Raw genomic sequence first — 16752 nt, forward strand, 5'->3', positions numbered from 1 at the left:
CGGCCGTCAGTGAAAGTACTGGCCGCCGTTGATCGTCAGGGTCGATCCGGTGATGAACCCGGCGTCCTCGGCCACGAGGTAGAGAACGCTGCGGGCGACCTCCTCCGGCTCCCCGAGCCGGCCGACCGGGATGTGCGGCAGAATGCGCTCGGCCAGCACCTTCTCGTCGATCGCACGGACCATCTCGGTGCCGATGTAGCCGGGACAGATCGCGTTGACCGTGATGCCGGCGCGTGCGCCCTCCTGCGCCAGCGCCTTGGTGAAGCCGATGTCGCCGGCCTTGGCGGCGGAGTAGTTCGCCTGCCCCGCCTGCCCCTTCTGGCCGTTGATCGAGGAGATGTTGACGACCCGGCCGAACTTGCGCGACCGCATGCCGTCCCAGACCTGACGCGTCATGTTGAAGACGCCGGTGAGGTTGGTGCCGATGACCTGGTTCCACTGTTCCGGCGTCATCTTGTGGAACATGGCATCGCGCGTGATGCCGGCATTGTTGACGAGGATGTCGACCGGCCCAAGCGCGGCTTCCACCGCCGCGATGCCCTCGCCGCAGGAGGCGTAGTCCGAGACATCCCACTTGAAGACGTCGATGCCGGTCTCGGCCTTGAAGGCGTTCGCCGCCTCGTCGTTGCCCGCGTAGTTGGCGGCCACCTTGTAGCCCGCCGCCTTCAGCGCCCTGGACACCGCCGCGCCGATGCCGCGCGAGCCTCCCGTGACGATCGCAACCCTGCTCATGCCATTCCTCCCTTTGCGTGATCCTGAAACAGCCTCCCACCGCCCGGACAGGCCGGACGGCGAACGCACGACGACCCTTCGCGCTCTTTATGGAGGGCGCGTGCCGATCGTCGGATGCGGTTGTCGAAGAGACGCCAGCCTGCCCGCGGCAAGCCGGCCGATGCGGGAGCGGGCCTCAGCCGCGCTCGAAGCACATGGCGACGCCCATGCCGCCGCCGATGCAGAGCGTGGCAAGGCCCCGCTTGGCGTCGCGGCGCGCCATCTCGAAGAGGAGCGTGTTGAGGACGCGCGCGCCCGACGCGCCGATCGGGTGACCGATCGCGATGGCGCCGCCGTTGACGTTGACGATGTCGGGGTTCCAGCCGAGGTCCTTGTTCACCGCGCAGGCCTGCGCCGCGAAGGCCTCGTTGGCTTCCACGAGGTCGAGGTCGACGATCGACCAGCCGGCCTTCTCCAGCGCCTTTCGCGAGGCCGGGATCGGCCCGGTGCCCATCACGGCCGGATCGACGCCGACGGTCGCCCAGGACACGATGCGGGCGAGCGGTGTCAGGCCGCGGCGCGAGGCTTCCGCCTCGCTCATCAGGACCGCCACGGCCGCGCCGTCGTTGATGCCGGAGGCGTTGGCGGCAGTCACGGTGCCTTCCTTGTCGAAGGCGGGCTTCAGCTTCTGCACCTTGTCGAGCGTCGTGCCGGCCTTGATGTACTCGTCGTCGGCGACGGTCACGTCGCCCTTGCGGCCCTTCACGGTGAAGGGCGCGATCTCGTCCTTGAAGCGGCCGGCCTTCTGGGCCTCCTCCGCCTTATTCTGGGAGCGCACGGCGAACTCGTCCTGCTCGTCACGCGTGATCTGCCACTGGCGCGCGACATTCTCGGCCGTGTTGCCCATGTGGTAGCCGTGGAAAGCGTCGATCAGGCCGTCCTTCAGCATCGAATCGACGAGCTTCATGTCGCCCATCTTGGTGCCCGAGCGCATGTGCGCGACGTGCGGCGCCATCGACATGGATTCCTGGCCGCCGGCCACGACGACGCGCGCGTCGCCGCCCGCGATCTGCTGCAGGCCGAGGGCCACGGCGCGCAGGCCCGATCCGCAGAGCTGGTTGAGGCCCCAGGCGGTGGCCTCCTTCGGCACGCCCGCCGCCATCGCGGCCTGGCGGGCGGGGTTCTGGCCCTCGCCGGCGCTGAGAACCTGGCCGAGGATCACCTCGTCGACCTCGCCCGGCTCGACGCCGGCGCGCTGCAGGGCGGCGGTGATGGCGGCAGCCCCCAGTTCATGCGCCGGCACGGTGGCGAAGGCCCCGTTGAAGGCACCCACGGGGGTGCGCGCCGCACCGACGATGACGATGGACTGTCCAGAAGAGCTCATGGAATGCCTTTCCTCCCGCAGGATGCTGGCGGCTCTGCCGCCGCGTCAGCCGTCGCTATCTCGCAGACGGGTTTACCGGCTGTCAAACGTTGCAGCCGGAGATTGCGTTGCAGCCGGCGCCTCGTCCGCGTCGCGTGCAGGCGCACGGAAGCGGATGCCCCGTGGCATCCCGGCGAAACGTCTGCGGACAAACGGCTCCGTGCGCTGCGGAACGTTTGGAAACGCCGCAAAACTGTGGTCAAGTCTTCGCAGGGGCAGCACGGCCGCGAGGCCGCTCCCGGGCCAGCATGTGGGAGAGAGCGGATGGCACGCAGCAACGAACCGACGGTGATCAAGAAGTACGCCAACCGGCGGCTCTACAACACCGGCACGTCCATGTACGTCACGCTCGAGAACCTTGCGGCCATGGTCAAGGGCAACGAGGACTTCGTGGTGCAGGACGCCAAGACCGGCGAGGACATCACCCATTCCGTCCTGACCCAGATCATCTTCGAGCAGGAGAACAAGGGCGGGCAGACCCTGATGCCCATCACCTTCCTGCGCCAGCTGATCCGCTTCTACGGCGACCAGATGCAGATGGTGGTTCCCGCCTATCTCGAACAGTCGATGGCCGCCTTCCAGCGCGAGCAGGAAAGCTTCCGCGCGACATCGGCCAACCCCCTCCAGATGATGGAGACGCAGGTCCGTCGCAACACCGAGATGTTCCGCGAGGCGATGGCCGTGTTCAACCCGTTCATGGCCAATGCGCTCGGCACGGCGGCCGAGGCGGTCAAGGGCGCCGCGCCCAAGCCGACCGCCCCGCCCGCGCCGACGCAGGACGACCTGACGGCGATGCGCGACCAGCTGGCCGAGATGCAGCGCCGTCTCGAGGCGCTGGATTCCAAGAAGGGCTGAAACGGTGCAGCCCGGCGCTTCAGGCGCGTCGGGCCGACCTCCCACGAAAAAGGGCCGGCGCGCGAGGCGACCGGCCCTTTTTTCATATCAGCGGCACCCGCAAGGGGCGCCGGACGGGACGGTTCAGGCGTTGTCCTTAACCGTCAGGATCTGCTTGCCGCGGTACATGCCCGTCTTCAGGTCGATGTGGTGCGGACGGCGCAGCTCGCCGGAGTTCTTGTCCTCGATGTAGGTCGGCGCGGTGAGCGCGTCGGCCGAGCGGCGCATGCCGCGCTTGGAGGGGGAAGTCTTTCGCTTGGGGACGGCCATCGGTCTCTCCGTTCAGGTCGCCGGCGCGAATTCCCGAAGGAGCGTCGCGCCGTTCAAGTGGTTCATCTGTGGCGAGCCGGCGGCGCACCGTGCGCCCGGCCCTTCCCGAACCGACGACCGGCGGCCGACCCTTGACGAGGATCGATCCTGCCCTTCGCACTGACGGGAAATCGAGGGTCGCATAGCAAACCCGGCCCGGTTTGCAAAGGGGAGGCTGCCGAAATCGCGGCTCACACCCCGTCGATGCAGCCGATATAGTCGCCCGACGCGCGCGCCCGCGCCTCCACGGTGCCCGCCAGCCGGCGCAGTCCGGCCGACGGATTGGCCGGGTCGCGCGTCAGCGGCGAGGGCAGCGCGACGGCGAGCAGCGCCGCCTGCCGGGCGCTGAGTTCGGAGGCCGGCTTGTTGAAGTAGTAGCGCGAGGCGGCGCCCACCCCGTAGATGCCGTTCCCCCACTCCGCGATGTTGAGATAGAGCTCCATCGTCCGGCTCTTCGACCAGATCAGGTCGGCATAAAGGGCCAGCGGCAGCTCCAGCCCCTTCCGCAGGTAGGACCGGCCATTCCACAGGAAGAGGTTCTTCACCGTCTGCATCGGGATCGTCGAGGCGCCGCGACTGGCCTCCCCGTCGCCGATCGCCTGGTCGACGACGCTGCGCATGGCGTTCCAGTCGACCCCGCCGTGGAAGCAGTACTGGCCGTCCTCCGACATCATCACCGAGCGCACGAGGACGGGCGAGATCTTCTCGAGCGGCGTCCACTCCCGCTCGAAAGGCTGGAAGCTGAAATGCTCGGCCAGCATCAGCGTCGAGACGGGGCGCACGAACGGCAGGGCGTAGATCGGAACCAGCACCAAGGGGATGGCGGCGAGGAGCACGATCGCGAACGCGGCGGCATGGAGCGTGCGTCGGATCATTCGCGTCCTGTCTTGGTGCCGATGTCGAGATCCCCCCTTGGGCTCGCGTCTCCTCTTAGCAAAGGCTGGGAAAGCGCGGCAACAAGTCCGCTTTCCCCTTGCCGCCACGGGCGAGGATGGGCACACACGTCCTCGCGAGCGACAGGAGACATGTGGAATGAGCACGAGCGTCGACCCCGCCTTCGAGGCGCGCCTCGGCCGGGCCGCCGCCCGCATGGAAGAGGGCCTGACCGCCGCGCTTTCCGGCACGTCCTATCTCCTCGCCGGCGCGCCCGAGCGGCTCCTGGCAGCCATGCGGCACGGGTCGCTCGACGGCGGCAAGCGGCTTCGCCCCTTTCTTGTGGAGGAATCGGCCGCGCTCTTCGGCGCGGATGCCGCGACGGCCGCGCCGGTGGCGCAGGCTCTCGAATGCATCCACTGCTATTCGCTGGTTCATGACGACCTTCCGGCGATGGACGACGACGACCTGCGTCGCGGCCGCCCCACCGTCCACAAGGCCTTCGACGAGGCGACCGCGATTCTCGCGGGCGACGCGCTCCTGACCCTCGCCTTCGGGCTGGTGGCGGAGGGCGATGACGGGATCGAGCCCGCCGCGCGCCTTGCGCTGATTCGCCTCCTGTCGCGCGAGGCGGGGGCCGCCGGCATGGCGGGCGGCCAGGCGCTGGATCTCGCCGCCGAGACCACGACCTTGGACGAGACCGAGATCGCCCGCATGCAGGCGATGAAGACCGGCTCGCTGATCGCCTTTGCGACCGAGGCCGGCGCGATCCTCGCCGGCGCCTCGCCGGCCGACCGGGCCGTGCTGCGCCGCTACGGCGAGATCGTCGGCCTCGCGTTCCAGCTTGCCGACGATCTCCTCGACGAGACGGCCGATGCCGCGACGCTCGGCAAGGCGGCTGGCAAGGACGCGGCGCGCGGCAAGAAGACCCTGCCCGCGCTGCGCGGCATCGACTGGACGCGCGCCGAGCTCGACCGGCTCGTCGCGGAGGCGGAGGGCCTCCTCGCCCCCTTCGGCGAGCGGGCGGGCACGCTGCGGGCCACCGCGCGCTTCGTCGCCCGGCGCAGCAAATGACCATCGAGGCGCAGCGCGGAGAGGTCGCGGCGGCCCTCTCCGAGGTTCTGCCCGTCCTCATCGCCATCGTGCCGTTCGGCATGGTGTTCGGCGCGCTGGCGATCGACGCCGGGCTGACGGCCTTCCAGGCGATGGGCTTTTCGGCGGCGATCTATGCCGGCGCCTCGCAGCTCGTCATCCTCCAGCTCGTGGCGCTCGGCACGCCGCTCTGGTCGATCCTCGTCGCGGTCGTCGCGCTCAACTTCCGCCATGTCCTCTATTCGGCCTCGCTCGGGCGCAAGCTCGGCCGCTTCAACACGGGCGAGAAGGCGCTCGCCTTCTACCTTCTGGTCGACCCGACCTTCGCGGCCGCCGAGGAGCGCGCCGCGCACCGCCCCCTCACCAAGCGCTTCTACTTCACCTATGCCACGGTGCTCTACGTCGTCTGGCTCGCGTCGACCTATGGAGGCATCGTCTTCGGTAAGCTGATCGGCGACCAGCGGGCGATCGGGCTCGACGTGCTCTTGCCGATCTACTTCCTCGCCCTGACGCTCGGCTTCCGTCGACGCGACGGCTTCCTCACCGTGTTCGCGGTTTCGGCGATCACCTCGATCGCGGTCTACCTGACGCTGGGCTCGCCCTGGCACGTCACGCTCGGCGGCCTTGCCGGCATCCTCGCGGCCGTCCTGCGGACCCCGTCCGAACGGACAGAGCCATGAGCGACATCTGGCTCCTCGCCTTCCTGGCCGCCCTCCTCACCTACGGAACGCGCGTCGCCGGCCATCTGGTGCTGTCGCGCTTCGAGCGCATTCCCCCGCGCGTCGAGGCCGCGCTCGACGCGGTGCCGCCCGCGATGCTGATCACCATCGTGACCCCCGTCTTCGTCGACGGCGGCTGGCTGGAGCGTCTGGTGATCGTCGCGGCCGGCCTCCTGTCGCTGCGCCTGTCTGTGCTGGCGAGCGTCACCATCGGCGTCGTCGTGATGGCGCTCCTGCGCCATTTCGGGCTCTAGGCGGCGGGCTGCCAGCCGTAGACGACGATCGGATCGCCGAAGCGCGGATGGGTCTCGTGCCGCAGGAGCCGCAACCCGGCCGCCTCGTAGAAGCGGCAGGCGCGCGGATTGGTCGGCCGGGTGAAGAGCGTGAAGCCATCCGGCATCTCGCGCTTCACCGCATCGAGCAGGCTTCGCCCGACCCCGCCGCCGAGGAAACCGGGACGGACGAAGAGCTGATCGAGCACCCGCTCCCCGAGCTTCATTGCGGCAAAGCCGACCGGCTCGCCGCCCTGTTCGGCGACGATGATGCGGCAGGCCGGCATGAGTTCGTGCTCGAAGCGCCAGCGCATCGCCTCGGGCGAAGGCAGCGCGGCGGGACCGACACCGGGAAGGCTGGCGCTCGCGTGCCAGATGTCGGCGAGACCGTCGATGTCGTCCGGCCGGAGATCGCGCAGACGGATCGCCTCCACGCCGGTTACCGGTTTCGCGTCACGACGCACGAGCCGCCGACGCCGCGATACCTGTTGCAGAAGCTTTCCGCCTCGCGCCGCGAATCGGCGCCGATCCGCACCGCGGTAATCCGGCGCGGGCCGGAGATCGGGCGCGCCCGCATCACGATCGGCTCGACACCGCCGAGGACGCCGGGATACTGGTCCTGCAGCTTGCGATAGATGCGCACCGCGATCGCCTCGTTGGGGTGGCCGGCCACCTGCGCGCCCCACGGGCGCATCGGCGCGCTTTCGGCCACGGCGAAGACGGCGCGGGTCGGCAGGATCGGCAGGCGGCGGCAGGCGAGCGCGAACTCGAGATCGGCGACCAGCGGCTTCACCTCCGCCTCGCGCTTCTCCTCGCGAAACCACGCCGCCGGCTGGGCGGTGATCGAGAGCACATAGTCCTCGGTCTCGTAGGGCAGCCGCCCGCCCGACACCATCCAGCGCTTCACGCGGTTGATGCCGCCGTTGTAGGCGGCCGCCGCGAGGCCCCAGGAGCCCAGCTCGGCGCGCAAATCCCGCAGGTACTCGGCCGAATGCCGCAGCGCCTGCTCCTTGTCATAGGGGTCGGAGAGCCCCCGCTCGCGGGCGGTGTAGGGCATGAACTGGGCGATGCCCTGCGCGCCGACGGGCGAGCGCGCGCCCTCGTCGAAGCGGGACTCCTTCCAGATCAGCCGGGCGAAGAAGGCGGGCGCCATGCCGACGGCCGCCGCGTTCTCGGCGATGAGATCGCAGATGCGGCCGACGCGGGGGTCCGCCTTCGGCTCGGCCGCCTCGGCCGGGGCAAAACCGAGCGCGAGCGCCAGGATGGCGAGGGCCAGGCGGCGGATCATTCCGCCGCGGCGGGCCGACCGAAGCGGCGGTCGATATAGGCGAGCACCATCTCGTGGAAGTCACGCGCGATGTTGGGCCCGCGCAGCGTCGCGACCTTTTCGCCGTCCATGTAGACCGGCGCCGAGGGGACCTCCGCCGTGCCGGGCAGCGAGATGCCGATGTCGGCGTGCTTGGATTCGCCAGGACCGTTGACGATGCAGCCCATGACCGCGACCGTCATCGCCTCGACACCGGGATAGCGCTCGCGCCAGACCGGCATGTTGACGCGGATATCGGTCTGGATCGTCTCGGCGAGTTCCTGGAACAAGGTCGACGTCGTGCGCCCGCAGCCGGGACAGGCGGCGACGATCGGGATGAACTGCCGGAAGCCCATGGTCTGCAGGATTTCCTGTGCGACCTGGACCTCCTTGGTGCGGTCGCCGCCGGGCTCTGGCGTCAGCGACACGCGGATCGTGTCGCCGATGCCCTCCTGCAGGAGGATGCCGAGCGCGGCCGACGAAGCCACGATGCCCTTCGAGCCCATGCCGGCCTCGGTCAGGCCGAGATGCAGGGCGTGGGTCGTGCGGCGCGACAGGTCGCGATAGACGGCGATGAGGTCCTGGACGTTCGAGACCTTGGCCGAAAGGATGATCTTCTCGCGCGCGAGGCCCGTCTCCTCGGCGAGCGCGGCCGAATGGAGCGCCGACTGGATGATCGATTCGCGCATCACCGCGCGCGCGCCGAGCGGCTGCGCGAGCTTCGAGTTCTCGTCCATCAGCCGCGTCAGGAGTTCCTGATCGAGCGAGCCCCAGTTGACGCCGATGCGCACCGGCTTGTCGTGCCGGATTGCCATCTCGATGATCTCGACGAACTGCCGGTCCTTCTTGTCCTTGAAGCCGACATTGCCAGGATTGATGCGGTACTTGGCGAGCGCCGCCGCGCAGTCCGGGTGGTCGGCGAGGAGCTTGTGCCCGATATAATGGAAGTCGCCCACCAGCGGCACGTCGATCCCGAGCCGCTCCAGGCGGTCGCGGATGCGCGGCACGGCGGCGGCCGACTCGTTGCGGTCCACCGTGATGCGCACGATCTCGGACCCCGCCTTGGCGAGCTGCGCCACCTGCGCCACCGTCGCGTCGATGTCGGCCGTGTCGGTGTTGGTCATCGACTGCACGACGACCGGGGCCGGACCGCCGACGACCACGCCGCCGACGGACACGCCCACGGTGCGGCGGCGCGGCAGGGGATCGGCCAGAACCGGTTCGACGGGGGCTTGGAGCGTCATCGGGGGCTCGTCTCGCGGATCGACAGAATAAGCCGGGCGTCTCCGCCTCGGCTGGGATCGACAGCTATATCGCCGTTCGGCGAAGCCATGAAAAGAGGATCATCGTGTCGCGACCGTGACAGCGGCGTCGCAAAGGCTTGCGATGGCGCCGGCCGCCCCGTATCCCGACGCCGAGTTGCCTCCCGCGAAGGAACCCACATGACGCCTGGCGCCGCGCTCGCCCTTTTCGCGCTCCTGATGTTCGCCGCGCTCGTTCCAGTCTGGCCGTGGTCGCGCGGCTGGAGCTGGCGTCCGGCGATCGCCTTCGGCGTGCTGTTCACGGCAGCGGTGATGGTCTGGGTGACGGTGCTGATCTGAATCGTGACGATGGCGTGACGAAACGATGGAACGCGCGTGGCGATGACGCCGTTGTGATCGCGTATCGTCACGCGTCATGGAGTCGCACATGTCTCTCGGCACCATCCTCCTCATCATCCTGATCCTGCTTCTCATCGGCGCCTTTCCGGGTTGGGGCTACTCCCGGTCGTGGGGCTACGGGCCGAGCGGCATCCTCGGCTTCCTCCTGGTGGTCGTCCTGATCCTGCTCCTCCTCGGGCGGATCTGACGCACGCCTGAATGCTCGCCGGCGTCCGTCAGGGCGCCGGCGGACCGTCGGCGCCTCTGGTGAGCGGTGACAGGGCAAGGATGCCGACGAGGCAAAGGCTGAGGCCGAGAAACACGGTCTGGAAGCCGAAGTGTTCGGCGAGATAGCCGATCGCCGACGGCGCGATCAGAATGCCGGAATAGCCGATGGTGGTGGCCATCGAGATGCCGACGCCGGGCTTCAGGCCCGGCACGTTGCCCGCCGCCGAGAAGGCGATCGGGGCGATGTTGGAAAGCCCGATCCCGAGAAGCGCGAAGCCGAGGATCGCCACGCCGAGATTGGGCGCGAGGCCGACGACGAGAAGCGCGCCAATGGCGGCGAGCGCCGACAATCGCAGGGTGCGCACGGCGCCGAGCCGGTCGCGGATGCCGTCGCCGAGAAACCGGAACAGCGCCATCACCGCCGAGAACGCGGCGAAGGCGAAGCCCGAGACCGCGACGTCGGCCCCCAGTTCGGAGCGCAGGTAGATCGCGCTCCAGTCGATCGTCGCTCCCTCCGGCACCATGCCGAACAGGGCGCAGATGCCGATGCCGAGAACGGCAAGGCGTGCCGCGGACGGCGCCGCAGGTCCCTCCCCTTCCGCGTTGGCGGGCGCCGAGACGCCAGCGAGGTCGCGGTCCTCGAGCATCGCGCGGCCGATCGGCCAGAGCGCGGCGAGAAGCACCGCCGCCACGAAGACGAAGTGCCCGACCGGCCCAAGCGAGACGATCAGGAACCCGCCCGTCGCCGCACCGATGAAGCCGCCGATCGACCAGAAGCCGTGGCAGGACGACATGATGGCGCGCGGACGCTGGCGCTCGACCGACACCGCATTGGCGTTCATCGCAACGTCCATACCGCCCATCGACGCCCCGAAAAGGAGGATGGCGAGCGCCGCGACCGGAACGTTCGGCGCCAGCACGAGAAGGGGCAACGACAGAGCGAGGATCGCGTGCATCGCGAGCGTCGCGCGGCGCGAGCCGTAGCGCGCGGTGGCAGCGCCCAGAAGCGGCATCGCCACCACGGCGCCGATGCCGAAGGCGAGGATCAGCAAGCCGAGATGCGCCTCCGACAGGCCGAGCCGCTGCTGGAACAGGGGGATCTGCGGCGTCCAGTTGCCGAGAACGAACCCGTTGGCAAGGAAAGCGCCGGAGACGGCCAGTCGCTCGCGCGGCCAGGCATCGCGCCAGGAGGCGGGACGGGACAGGGCGTCGGCGGTCATCGGACGGTCCTTGCCGGCATGCGCGAGCCGGCGGCTGCCGCGCGGGTGATCGGGATGTCCAACGCCTCGAAGGGCGCGAGGTGCTCGGCCGGACAATCGTGTTCCACGAACAGGCGCGCGCGCCGGTCGATCGGGGCGACGAAGAAGGATGCGGCGGTGCCGATCTTCTCGTTGGTGGCGGCCAGCACGATCTCGCCGGCCCGCGACGCCAGAAGCGCCTTGAGATCGGCCTCCTCCAGATCGTGCGAGGTCACGCCGGCTCGCGCGTCGACGCCGCAGACGCCGAGCACCAGCACGGACGGGCGCATGCGCTCGGCCTCGCGCAACGTCTGGCTGCCAAGGCAGGCGCCGCTGCCGGGATCGAGCCGTCCGCCGAGCAGCACCACCGTCAGGCCGGACTTGTCCTGCAGGGCGCAGGCGATCGACGGGGCGTTGGTGATGACGGTCATGCCCGAGTCCGGCGGCAGCGCCTCGGCCACCGCGATGTTGGTCGAGCCGGCATCGATGAAGACGGACGAACCCGGCAGGAGCGTGCGCGCGATCGCATGACCTAGCAACGCCTTGCGGTCCTGCCCCTGCGAACGCCGCGTGGTCAGCGACCCGTCCAAGGGCGCGGGCGGTAGGGCGCCGCCGTAGACGCGACGGCATTCGTCACGCGCGGCCAGCTCGCGCAGGTCGCGCCGGACCGTGTCTTCCGAGACGCCGAAGTTGGCCGCAAGCTGCGCGGCGAGCACGCGCCCGTCCCGCTTCAGCCATTCGCGGATCACGGCCTGACGCTGCTCGGCCATGAGATGCGGCAGGACTTCGTTCATGCGGCCTCCTCGTCGAGGAGCCCTCATGCACGATCATGCACGGTTCGTCAAACACGCGAGACCCGGCACCAAGGCCGGGCCCCGTGTGGGACACGCGCTACCCGGCGGCGAACACGACGAGCAGGTCCTTGGCGTCGATCTGGTCGCCGGCCTTGACGTGGACGGCTTCCACCGTCCCGTCGGCTTCCGCGTGGAGCGCGGTCTCCATCTTCATCGCCTCGATCGACAGAAGGACGTCGCCCGCCTTGACGCTCTGGCCGGGCCGCACGGCCAGCGTCGAGACGACGCCCGGCATCGGCGCCGCGACATGCGCCGCGTTGCCGGGTTCGGCCTTCGGGCGCGCGGCACCCGAGCCGGATCCCTTGGCGCGGTCTGGCACCTTGATGCGGCGCGGCTGGCCGTTCAGTTCGAAGAACACCGTCTTCTTGCCCTTCTCGTCCGTATCGGCCAAGCCGAGCGAGCGGATGACGAGCGTCTTGCCGGGCTCGAGGTCGACGAGGATCTCCTCCTCCGTCTCGATGCCGTAGAAGTAGTTCGGCGTCGGCAGGGTCGAGACGGGGCCGTAGGTGTCGGCAGCAACCGCGAAGTCGGTGAAGACCTTCGGGTACATGAGATAGGAGGCGAACTCTCGGGGGCTCACCTTGCGGCCGAGCTTCTCCTCGACCTTAGCGCGTTCCGCCGCGAGGTCGGCATCGGGGATCAGCGATCCCGGACGCTCGGTGATCGGCGCTTCGCCCTTCAAGGCCTTCTTCTGAAGCCCTTCCGGCCAGCCGCCCGGTGGCTGGCCGAGATCGCCGTGCAGCATGGAGACGACCGACTCGGGGAAGGCGATGTCGCGCGTGGGGTTCTCGACATCGGCGACGGACAGGTCCTGCGCCACCATCATCAGCGCCATGTCGCCGACGACCTTGGAGGAGGGCGTGACCTTCACGATGTCGCCGAACATCAGGTTCGCCTCGGAATAGGCCTTGGCGACCTCGTGCCAGCGCGTGTCGAGGCCGAGCGAGCGGGCCTGTTCCTTCAGGTTGGTGAACTGGCCACCCGGCATCTCGTGGAGATAGACCTCGGACGCCGGCCCTTTCAGGTCGCTTTCGAAGGCGGCGTACTGGTTGCGCACGGCCTCCCAGTAGAAGGAGATGCGACGGATCGCGTCCTGATCGAGGCCGGGGTCGCGCTCCGAGCCCTTCAGCGCCTCGTTCAGCGAGCCGAGGCAGGCCTGCGAGGTGTTGCCGGACAGAGCGTCCATCGCCGCGTCCACGGCGTCGACGCCGGCATCCACCGCCGCGAGGATCGTCGCCGCCGCGATGCCCGACGTGTCGTGCGTATGGAGGTGGATGGGGATGCCCACCTCCTCCTTCAGCGTCTTGATGAGAACACGGGCCGCCGCCGGCTTCAGGAGGCCCGCCATATCCTTGACGCCGAGGATATGGGCGCCCGCGCGCTCCATCTCCTTGGCGAGGCTGACGTAGTACTTGAGATCGTATTTCGAGCGGGCGGGATCGAAGAGGTCGCCCGTGTAGCAGATCGCGCCCTCGCACAGCTTGCCGGACTCGATCACCGCGTCGATCGAGACGCGCATGTTCTCGACCCAGTTCAGGCAGTCGAAGACGCGGAAGAGATCGACGCCGCCGGCGGCCGCCTCCGCCACGAAGCGCTTGACCACGTTGTCGGGATAGTTGGTGTAGCCGACGCCGTTGGAGCCGCGCAGCAGCATCTGGAGGAGGATGTTGGGCGCCTTTTCGCGGATCCCCGCCAGCCGCTCCCACGGGTCCTCGGTGAGGAAGCGCATGGCGACGTCGAAGGTCGCCCCACCCCAGCATTCGAGCGAGAGGAGCTGCGGTAATGCGCGGGCGTAGGCATCCGCGATGCCGACGATGTCGTGCGTCCGAACGCGGGTCGCGAGCAGCGACTGGTGGCCGTCGCGCATCGTCGTGTCGGTGACGAGCACCTCGCGCTGCTGGAGCATCCAGTCGGCAAAGCCCTTCGCGCCGAGTTCCTCCAGCCGCTGGCGCGAGCCGGGCTGGATCGGCCGGTCGAAGCGCGGTGCGACGGGCTTGCGGGCGTCGGCCGGCGGCTTCGGGCGACCGCGCGTCTCGGGATGGCCGTTGACCGTGACGTCGGCGAGATAGGTCAGGAGCTTCGTCGCGCGGTCGCGGCGCTTCACTTGCGCGAAGAGCTCCGGCGTCGTGTCGATGAAGCGCGTCGTGTACGAGTTGTCGGCGAAGGCCGGGTGGGTGATGATCGCTTCGAGGAAGGTGAGGTTCGTCGCGACGCCGCGGATGCGGAACTCGCGCAGCGCGCGGTGCATGCGCGCGATCGCCTCTTCCGGGCTCGGCGCCCAGGCCGTTACTTTTTCGAGCAGCGGGTCGTAGAAACGGGTGATGACGGCGCCCGAATAGGCCGTGCCGCCGTCGAGCCGGATGCCGAAGCCCGTCGCGCCGCGATAGGCGGTGATGCGGCCGTAGTCGGGAATGAAGTTCTGCTCGGGGTCTTCCGTCGTGATGCGGCACTGGAGGGCGTGGCCGTTGAGACGGATGTCCTCCTGCCGCGGCACGCCGCTTTCCGGGGTCCCGATCGCATGGCCGTCGAGGATGTGGATCTGCGCCTTCACGATGTCGATGCCGGTCACCTGCTCGGTGACGGTGTGCTCGACCTGGATACGCGGGTTCACCTCGATGAAGTAGAATGCGCCGGTATCGGCATCCATCAGGAACTCGACGGTGCCGGCGCCCACATAGCTCGTCGCCGCGCAGATGGCGCGTGCGTAAGACGCGAGCTCGCGCCGCTTCGTATCGTCGAGATAAGGGGCCGGCGCGCGCTCCACGACCTTCTGATTGCGGCGCTGGATCGAGCAGTCGCGTTCGAAGAGATCGACGACCGTGCCGTGCGTGTCGCCGAGGATCTGCACCTCGACATGGCGCGCGCGCTCGACGAGCTTTTCGAGATAGACCTCGTCCTTGCCGAAGGCGGCCTTGGCCTCGCGCTTGGCCTCCGTCACCTCGCGCGCGAGATCCTCGGGCTTCCGGATCGCGCGCATGCCGCGCCCGCCGCCGCCCCACGAGGCCTTCAGCATCACGGGATAGCCGACCGTCTCGGCGAGACGCTTGACCTCCTCCATGTCGTCGGGCAGCGGATCGGTCGCGGGCACCACCGGCACGCCGACCTCGACCGCGAGGTTGCGCGCGGCCACCTTGTTACCGAGGCGGCGCATCGTGTCGGCCGTCGGGCCGATGAAGGTGATGCCGGCCTCCGCACAGGCGTCGACGAATTCCGGGCTCTCCGACAGGAGGCCGTAGCCGGGATGGATCGCGTCCGCGCCCGATTCCTTCGCGACGCGGATCACCTCCTCGATCGACAGGTAGCTCTCGATCGGCCCGAGGTCGCGGGACAGATGGGGCCCGCGGCCGACCTGATAGCTCTCGTCCGCCTTGAACCGATGAAGGGCATACTTGTCCTCCTCCGCCCAGATCGCCACCGTCTTCAGGCCCAACTCGTTGGCCGCACGGAACACGCGGATCGCGATCTCGGAGCGATTGGCGACAAGGATCTTGGATATGGGCACGAACGCTCCCCCCGGACTGCGCAGATTCTTCAACTCGCGAGTTGAATACGAAACCGCGCTCGTTGCAATGCAGCGAGCGCAGCGCGGAAGGATCGCTTGCGACCAAATTTCGGCAAAGAGCGCTCAGGCGAAGCGCCAGCTGCGCTCCAACACCTCGATCTTGTAGCCGTCCGGGTCCGCGATGAAGAAGAACCGGGCCTTGCCCCCGGTCGGTGGCGTGAGCTCGCGGATGGCCTGGGGGCCCAGACCTTCGGCCTCCAGCCGCGCCCGCTCGGCCTCGAGGTCGGCGACGCTGACGGCGAGATGGCCGTAGCCGTCGCCGAGGTCGTAGGGCGCGGTGCGGTCCTTGTTGACCGTCAGCTCCAGCTCGAAACCCGTTTCCGCGTTCGACAAGTAGATCAGCGTGAACGCGTCGAAGTCGATGCGATCGGCGACCGCCAGCCCGAAGGCGCGGGCGTAGAAGTCGACCGAGCGCGCCTCGTCGCGAACGCGGATCATCGAGTGAATGAGCTTGGCCACGATGCGGGCTCCTGTGCTGCCGGTTGGGCAGCGGGAGATAGGCCAGCCTGCGCGCAAGACGAAGCCCGCCGGCGCGGGGCGCGGGCGGGCTTTCGAAGATCCGTGTCGGCGTGGCGCGGGATCAGGCGCGCAGCAGCCGGGCTCGCCAGCTGCGGGCCGGCGTCGCGCTCGACGAACCGCCACCCAGCGTCGACAGGCCGCAGAAGCCGACGAGCGCCATGCCGGCGACCGCGATCGGATCGGGCACCTCGCCGAAGAACAGGGCGCCGAGCACCGCCGCCCAGACGATCTGGCTGTACTGCGTCGGCGCGATCTGGCTCGCCTGCGTGACGCGGGCCGCCATCACGATCGCGATGTGACCGATGCCGGCGCACAGGCCGCCGAACACGAGGATCGGCATGTCGCGTACCGTCGGCACGACGAAATGCGGGATCATCAGGAGGCCGTTGACGCAGACCGCCGCCAGAAGCACGGCGCCGACCAGCGTCAGCCGCTTTTCGGTGGGTCCGAGCGTGCGCAGGATGATGACGGTCAGCGCGCCGACGAAGGCGCAGGCCAGCGCCGCCAGATGCCCGAGCGAGAGAGCATTGAAGCCCGGACGCACCACGAGCAGGACGCCGGCGAGACCGCCGAGCAGCGACGCCCAGCGCCCGAGCCCGACGACCTCCTTCAGGAAGACCGCCGAGAGCACCGCGACGAAGACCGGCAGGAGGAAGATCAACGCGTAGGCTTCGGCCAGCGGCAGCGACACGAAGGCGTAGGTCGCGGTCATGCCGCCGATCGTGCCGGTGGCCATGCGCGCCAGCACCAGCCAGGGACGCTTGGGCGTCACGATCGAGCGCCAGGTGTCCTCGGGTCGCTTGGAGAGCAGCGCCGGGAACAGGGCGAAGAGGGAGATGAAGAAGCCGATTTCGAAGACCGGCATCGAGGAGGAGCCGAGGGCCTTGGCGGCGGCGTCCGAGCAGGAATAGGCGAGATATGCCAGGAAGGCGAGAAGGATTCCGGTATGCATCGCAGTGCGGCTTCGAGGGTGCGGGAACAGGGACGAGCCGGCGTCGCGATCTGGCGATCATCTGCCCCGGAGGGCGCGTTTTCGTGTTGAGGCGGTCGGCATGCGCAACATCGCGCATGTCGGTTGATAGTCCGTTTATCTCGGCTGCGACAACGCCGCC

General features: G+C 69.0%; 18 protein-coding genes. 6 read left to right on the plus strand and 12 right to left on the minus strand.

Annotated elements, in window-relative coordinates:
- Positions 1–6 precede the first annotated feature (6 nt).
- Positions 7–732, minus strand: coding sequence for an acetoacetyl-CoA reductase (phbB, locus tag ASF65_RS05620; RefSeq protein ID WP_055886412.1), 726 nt, complete (start codon positions 730–732; stop codon positions 7–9).
- A 175-nt stretch (positions 733–907) separates the two neighbouring features.
- Positions 908–2095 (minus strand): acetyl-CoA C-acetyltransferase, encoded by a 1188-nt coding sequence (locus tag ASF65_RS05625; protein ID WP_055886414.1) that lies wholly within the window; start codon positions 2093–2095, stop codon positions 908–910.
- Between the two features lie 303 nt (positions 2096–2398).
- Between ASF65_RS05625 and phaR the strand changes: the two genes are divergently transcribed.
- The gene (gene phaR, locus ASF65_RS05630; RefSeq protein WP_055886417.1) at positions 2399–2989 is read left to right on the plus strand and encodes a polyhydroxyalkanoate synthesis repressor PhaR; all 591 of its coding nucleotides are present in this window, start codon (positions 2399–2401) and stop codon (positions 2987–2989) included.
- Between the two features lie 123 nt (positions 2990–3112).
- On the opposite strand, the gene rpmF is transcribed toward phaR, so the two are convergent.
- Both rpmF and mtgA read right to left on the minus strand, forming a co-directional pair.
- Complete coding sequence (gene rpmF, locus ASF65_RS05635; RefSeq protein ID WP_055886420.1) at positions 3113–3298, minus strand: 50S ribosomal protein L32; 186 nt, start codon at positions 3296–3298, stop codon at positions 3113–3115.
- Between the two features lie 230 nt (positions 3299–3528).
- Positions 3529–4212 carry a monofunctional biosynthetic peptidoglycan transglycosylase gene (gene mtgA, locus ASF65_RS05640; RefSeq protein ID WP_055886423.1) on the minus strand — a complete coding sequence of 228 codons (684 nt, stop codon included), beginning with the start codon at positions 4210–4212 and terminating at the stop codon, positions 3529–3531.
- A 214-nt stretch (positions 4213–4426) separates the two neighbouring features.
- Between mtgA and ASF65_RS05645 the strand changes: the two genes are divergently transcribed.
- From ASF65_RS05645 to ASF65_RS05655, 3 genes are read left to right on the plus strand one after another with little or no spacing between them, the layout of a single operon-like run.
- On the plus strand, positions 4427–5284 hold the full coding sequence (locus tag ASF65_RS05645) for a polyprenyl synthetase family protein (RefSeq protein ID WP_244486572.1): 858 nt from the start codon (positions 4427–4429) through the stop codon (positions 5282–5284).
- Positions 5281–5982, plus strand: a complete 702-nt coding sequence (locus ASF65_RS05650) for an AzlC family ABC transporter permease (RefSeq protein ID WP_055886428.1) — start codon at positions 5281–5283, stop codon at positions 5980–5982. The genes ASF65_RS05645 and ASF65_RS05650 overlap by 4 nt, the downstream gene beginning before the upstream one ends.
- Positions 5979–6275, plus strand: coding sequence for an AzlD domain-containing protein (locus tag ASF65_RS05655; RefSeq protein ID WP_055886430.1), 297 nt, complete (start codon positions 5979–5981; stop codon positions 6273–6275). Before ASF65_RS05650 ends, ASF65_RS05655 begins: the two co-directional genes overlap by 4 nt.
- Here ASF65_RS05655 and ASF65_RS05660 read toward each other — a convergent pair.
- The 3 genes from ASF65_RS05660 to ispG are packed head-to-tail and all read right to left on the minus strand — an operon-like array spanning position 6272 to position 8843.
- Positions 6272–6727: a GNAT family N-acetyltransferase gene (locus tag ASF65_RS05660; protein ID WP_055886433.1), complete on the minus strand. Its 456-nt coding sequence runs from the start codon at positions 6725–6727 to the stop codon at positions 6272–6274. The two genes, ASF65_RS05655 and ASF65_RS05660, sit on opposite strands and share 4 nt — an antisense overlap.
- A 5-nt stretch (positions 6728–6732) precedes the next feature.
- Complete coding sequence (locus tag ASF65_RS05665; RefSeq protein WP_055886436.1) at positions 6733–7581, minus strand: lytic transglycosylase domain-containing protein; 849 nt, start codon at positions 7579–7581, stop codon at positions 6733–6735.
- A complete protein-coding gene (ispG, locus tag ASF65_RS05670; RefSeq protein WP_055886438.1) occupies positions 7578–8843 on the minus strand; it encodes a flavodoxin-dependent (E)-4-hydroxy-3-methylbut-2-enyl-diphosphate synthase in 1266 nt (421 codons plus the stop codon). The genes ASF65_RS05665 and ispG overlap by 4 nt, the downstream gene beginning before the upstream one ends.
- A gap of 198 nt (positions 8844–9041) precedes the next feature.
- Between ispG and ASF65_RS21245 the strand changes: the two genes are divergently transcribed.
- Both ASF65_RS21245 and ASF65_RS20750 read left to right on the plus strand, forming a co-directional pair.
- Complete coding sequence (locus ASF65_RS21245) at positions 9042–9200, plus strand: DUF3309 domain-containing protein (RefSeq protein WP_139224747.1); 159 nt, start codon at positions 9042–9044, stop codon at positions 9198–9200.
- An 88-nt stretch (positions 9201–9288) separates the two neighbouring features.
- Positions 9289–9447 carry a DUF3309 family protein gene (locus ASF65_RS20750; protein ID WP_082505214.1) on the plus strand — a complete coding sequence of 53 codons (159 nt, stop codon included), beginning with the start codon at positions 9289–9291 and terminating at the stop codon, positions 9445–9447.
- A gap of 28 nt (positions 9448–9475) precedes the next feature.
- Here ASF65_RS20750 and ASF65_RS05675 read toward each other — a convergent pair whose 3' ends face one another.
- From ASF65_RS05675 to ASF65_RS05695, 5 genes are all read right to left on the minus strand, one after another.
- A complete protein-coding gene (locus ASF65_RS05675) occupies positions 9476–10687 on the minus strand; it encodes an MFS transporter (RefSeq protein WP_055886442.1) in 1212 nt (403 codons plus the stop codon).
- The gene (locus ASF65_RS05680) at positions 10684–11499 is read right to left on the minus strand and encodes a DeoR/GlpR family DNA-binding transcription regulator (protein WP_055886445.1); all 816 of its coding nucleotides are present in this window, start codon (positions 11497–11499) and stop codon (positions 10684–10686) included. Before ASF65_RS05680 ends, ASF65_RS05675 begins: the two co-directional genes overlap by 4 nt.
- Positions 11500–11596: 97 nt before the next feature.
- On the minus strand, positions 11597–15061 hold the full coding sequence (gene pyc / locus ASF65_RS05685; RefSeq protein WP_055886448.1) for a pyruvate carboxylase: 3465 nt from the start codon (positions 15059–15061) through the stop codon (positions 11597–11599).
- Between the two features lie 123 nt (positions 15062–15184).
- Positions 15185–15580 carry a VOC family protein gene (locus tag ASF65_RS05690; RefSeq protein ID WP_055886450.1) on the minus strand — a complete coding sequence of 132 codons (396 nt, stop codon included), beginning with the start codon at positions 15578–15580 and terminating at the stop codon, positions 15185–15187.
- Between the two features lie 121 nt (positions 15581–15701).
- A complete protein-coding gene (locus ASF65_RS05695) occupies positions 15702–16592 on the minus strand; it encodes a DMT family transporter (RefSeq protein ID WP_055886453.1) in 891 nt (296 codons plus the stop codon).
- Positions 16593–16752: the final 160 nt, after the last annotated feature.

The organism is Aureimonas sp. Leaf324 (assembly GCF_001423245.1).
Lineage (GTDB): Bacteria > Pseudomonadota > Alphaproteobacteria > Rhizobiales > Rhizobiaceae > Aureimonas.

Excerpts from the sequence above, each read along its gene's own strand:
- ASF65_RS05625 (WP_055886414.1), bottom strand. The coding sequence starts at position 2,095 with ATGAGCTCTTCTGGACAGTCCATCGTCATCGTCGGTGCGGCGCGCACC.
- phbB (WP_055886412.1), bottom strand. The coding sequence starts at position 732 with ATGAGCAGGGTTGCGATCGTCACGGGAGGCTCGCGCGGCATCGGCGCG.
- ispG (WP_055886438.1), bottom strand. The coding sequence starts at position 8,843 with ATGACGCTCCAAGCCCCCGTCGAACCGGTTCTGGCCGATCCCCTGCCG.
- ASF65_RS21245 (WP_139224747.1), top strand. The coding sequence starts at position 9,042 with ATGACGCCTGGCGCCGCGCTCGCCCTTTTCGCGCTCCTGATGTTCGCC.
- ASF65_RS05650 (WP_055886428.1), top strand. The coding sequence starts at position 5,281 with ATGACCATCGAGGCGCAGCGCGGAGAGGTCGCGGCGGCCCTCTCCGAG.
- ASF65_RS20750 (WP_082505214.1), top strand. The coding sequence starts at position 9,289 with ATGTCTCTCGGCACCATCCTCCTCATCATCCTGATCCTGCTTCTCATC.
- ASF65_RS05695 (WP_055886453.1), bottom strand. The coding sequence starts at position 16,592 with ATGCATACCGGAATCCTTCTCGCCTTCCTGGCATATCTCGCCTATTCC.
- ASF65_RS05645 (WP_244486572.1), top strand. The coding sequence starts at position 4,427 with ATGGAAGAGGGCCTGACCGCCGCGCTTTCCGGCACGTCCTATCTCCTC.
- mtgA (WP_055886423.1), bottom strand. The coding sequence starts at position 4,212 with ATGATCCGACGCACGCTCCATGCCGCCGCGTTCGCGATCGTGCTCCTC.
- ASF65_RS05675 (WP_055886442.1), bottom strand. The coding sequence starts at position 10,687 with ATGACCGCCGACGCCCTGTCCCGTCCCGCCTCCTGGCGCGATGCCTGG.
- ASF65_RS05665 (WP_055886436.1), bottom strand. The coding sequence starts at position 7,581 with ATGATCCGCCGCCTGGCCCTCGCCATCCTGGCGCTCGCGCTCGGTTTT.
- ASF65_RS05680 (WP_055886445.1), bottom strand. The coding sequence starts at position 11,499 with ATGAACGAAGTCCTGCCGCATCTCATGGCCGAGCAGCGTCAGGCCGTG.
- rpmF (WP_055886420.1), bottom strand. The coding sequence starts at position 3,298 with ATGGCCGTCCCCAAGCGAAAGACTTCCCCCTCCAAGCGCGGCATGCGC.
- ASF65_RS05655 (WP_055886430.1), top strand. The coding sequence starts at position 5,979 with ATGAGCGACATCTGGCTCCTCGCCTTCCTGGCCGCCCTCCTCACCTAC.
- phaR (WP_055886417.1), top strand. The coding sequence starts at position 2,399 with ATGGCACGCAGCAACGAACCGACGGTGATCAAGAAGTACGCCAACCGG.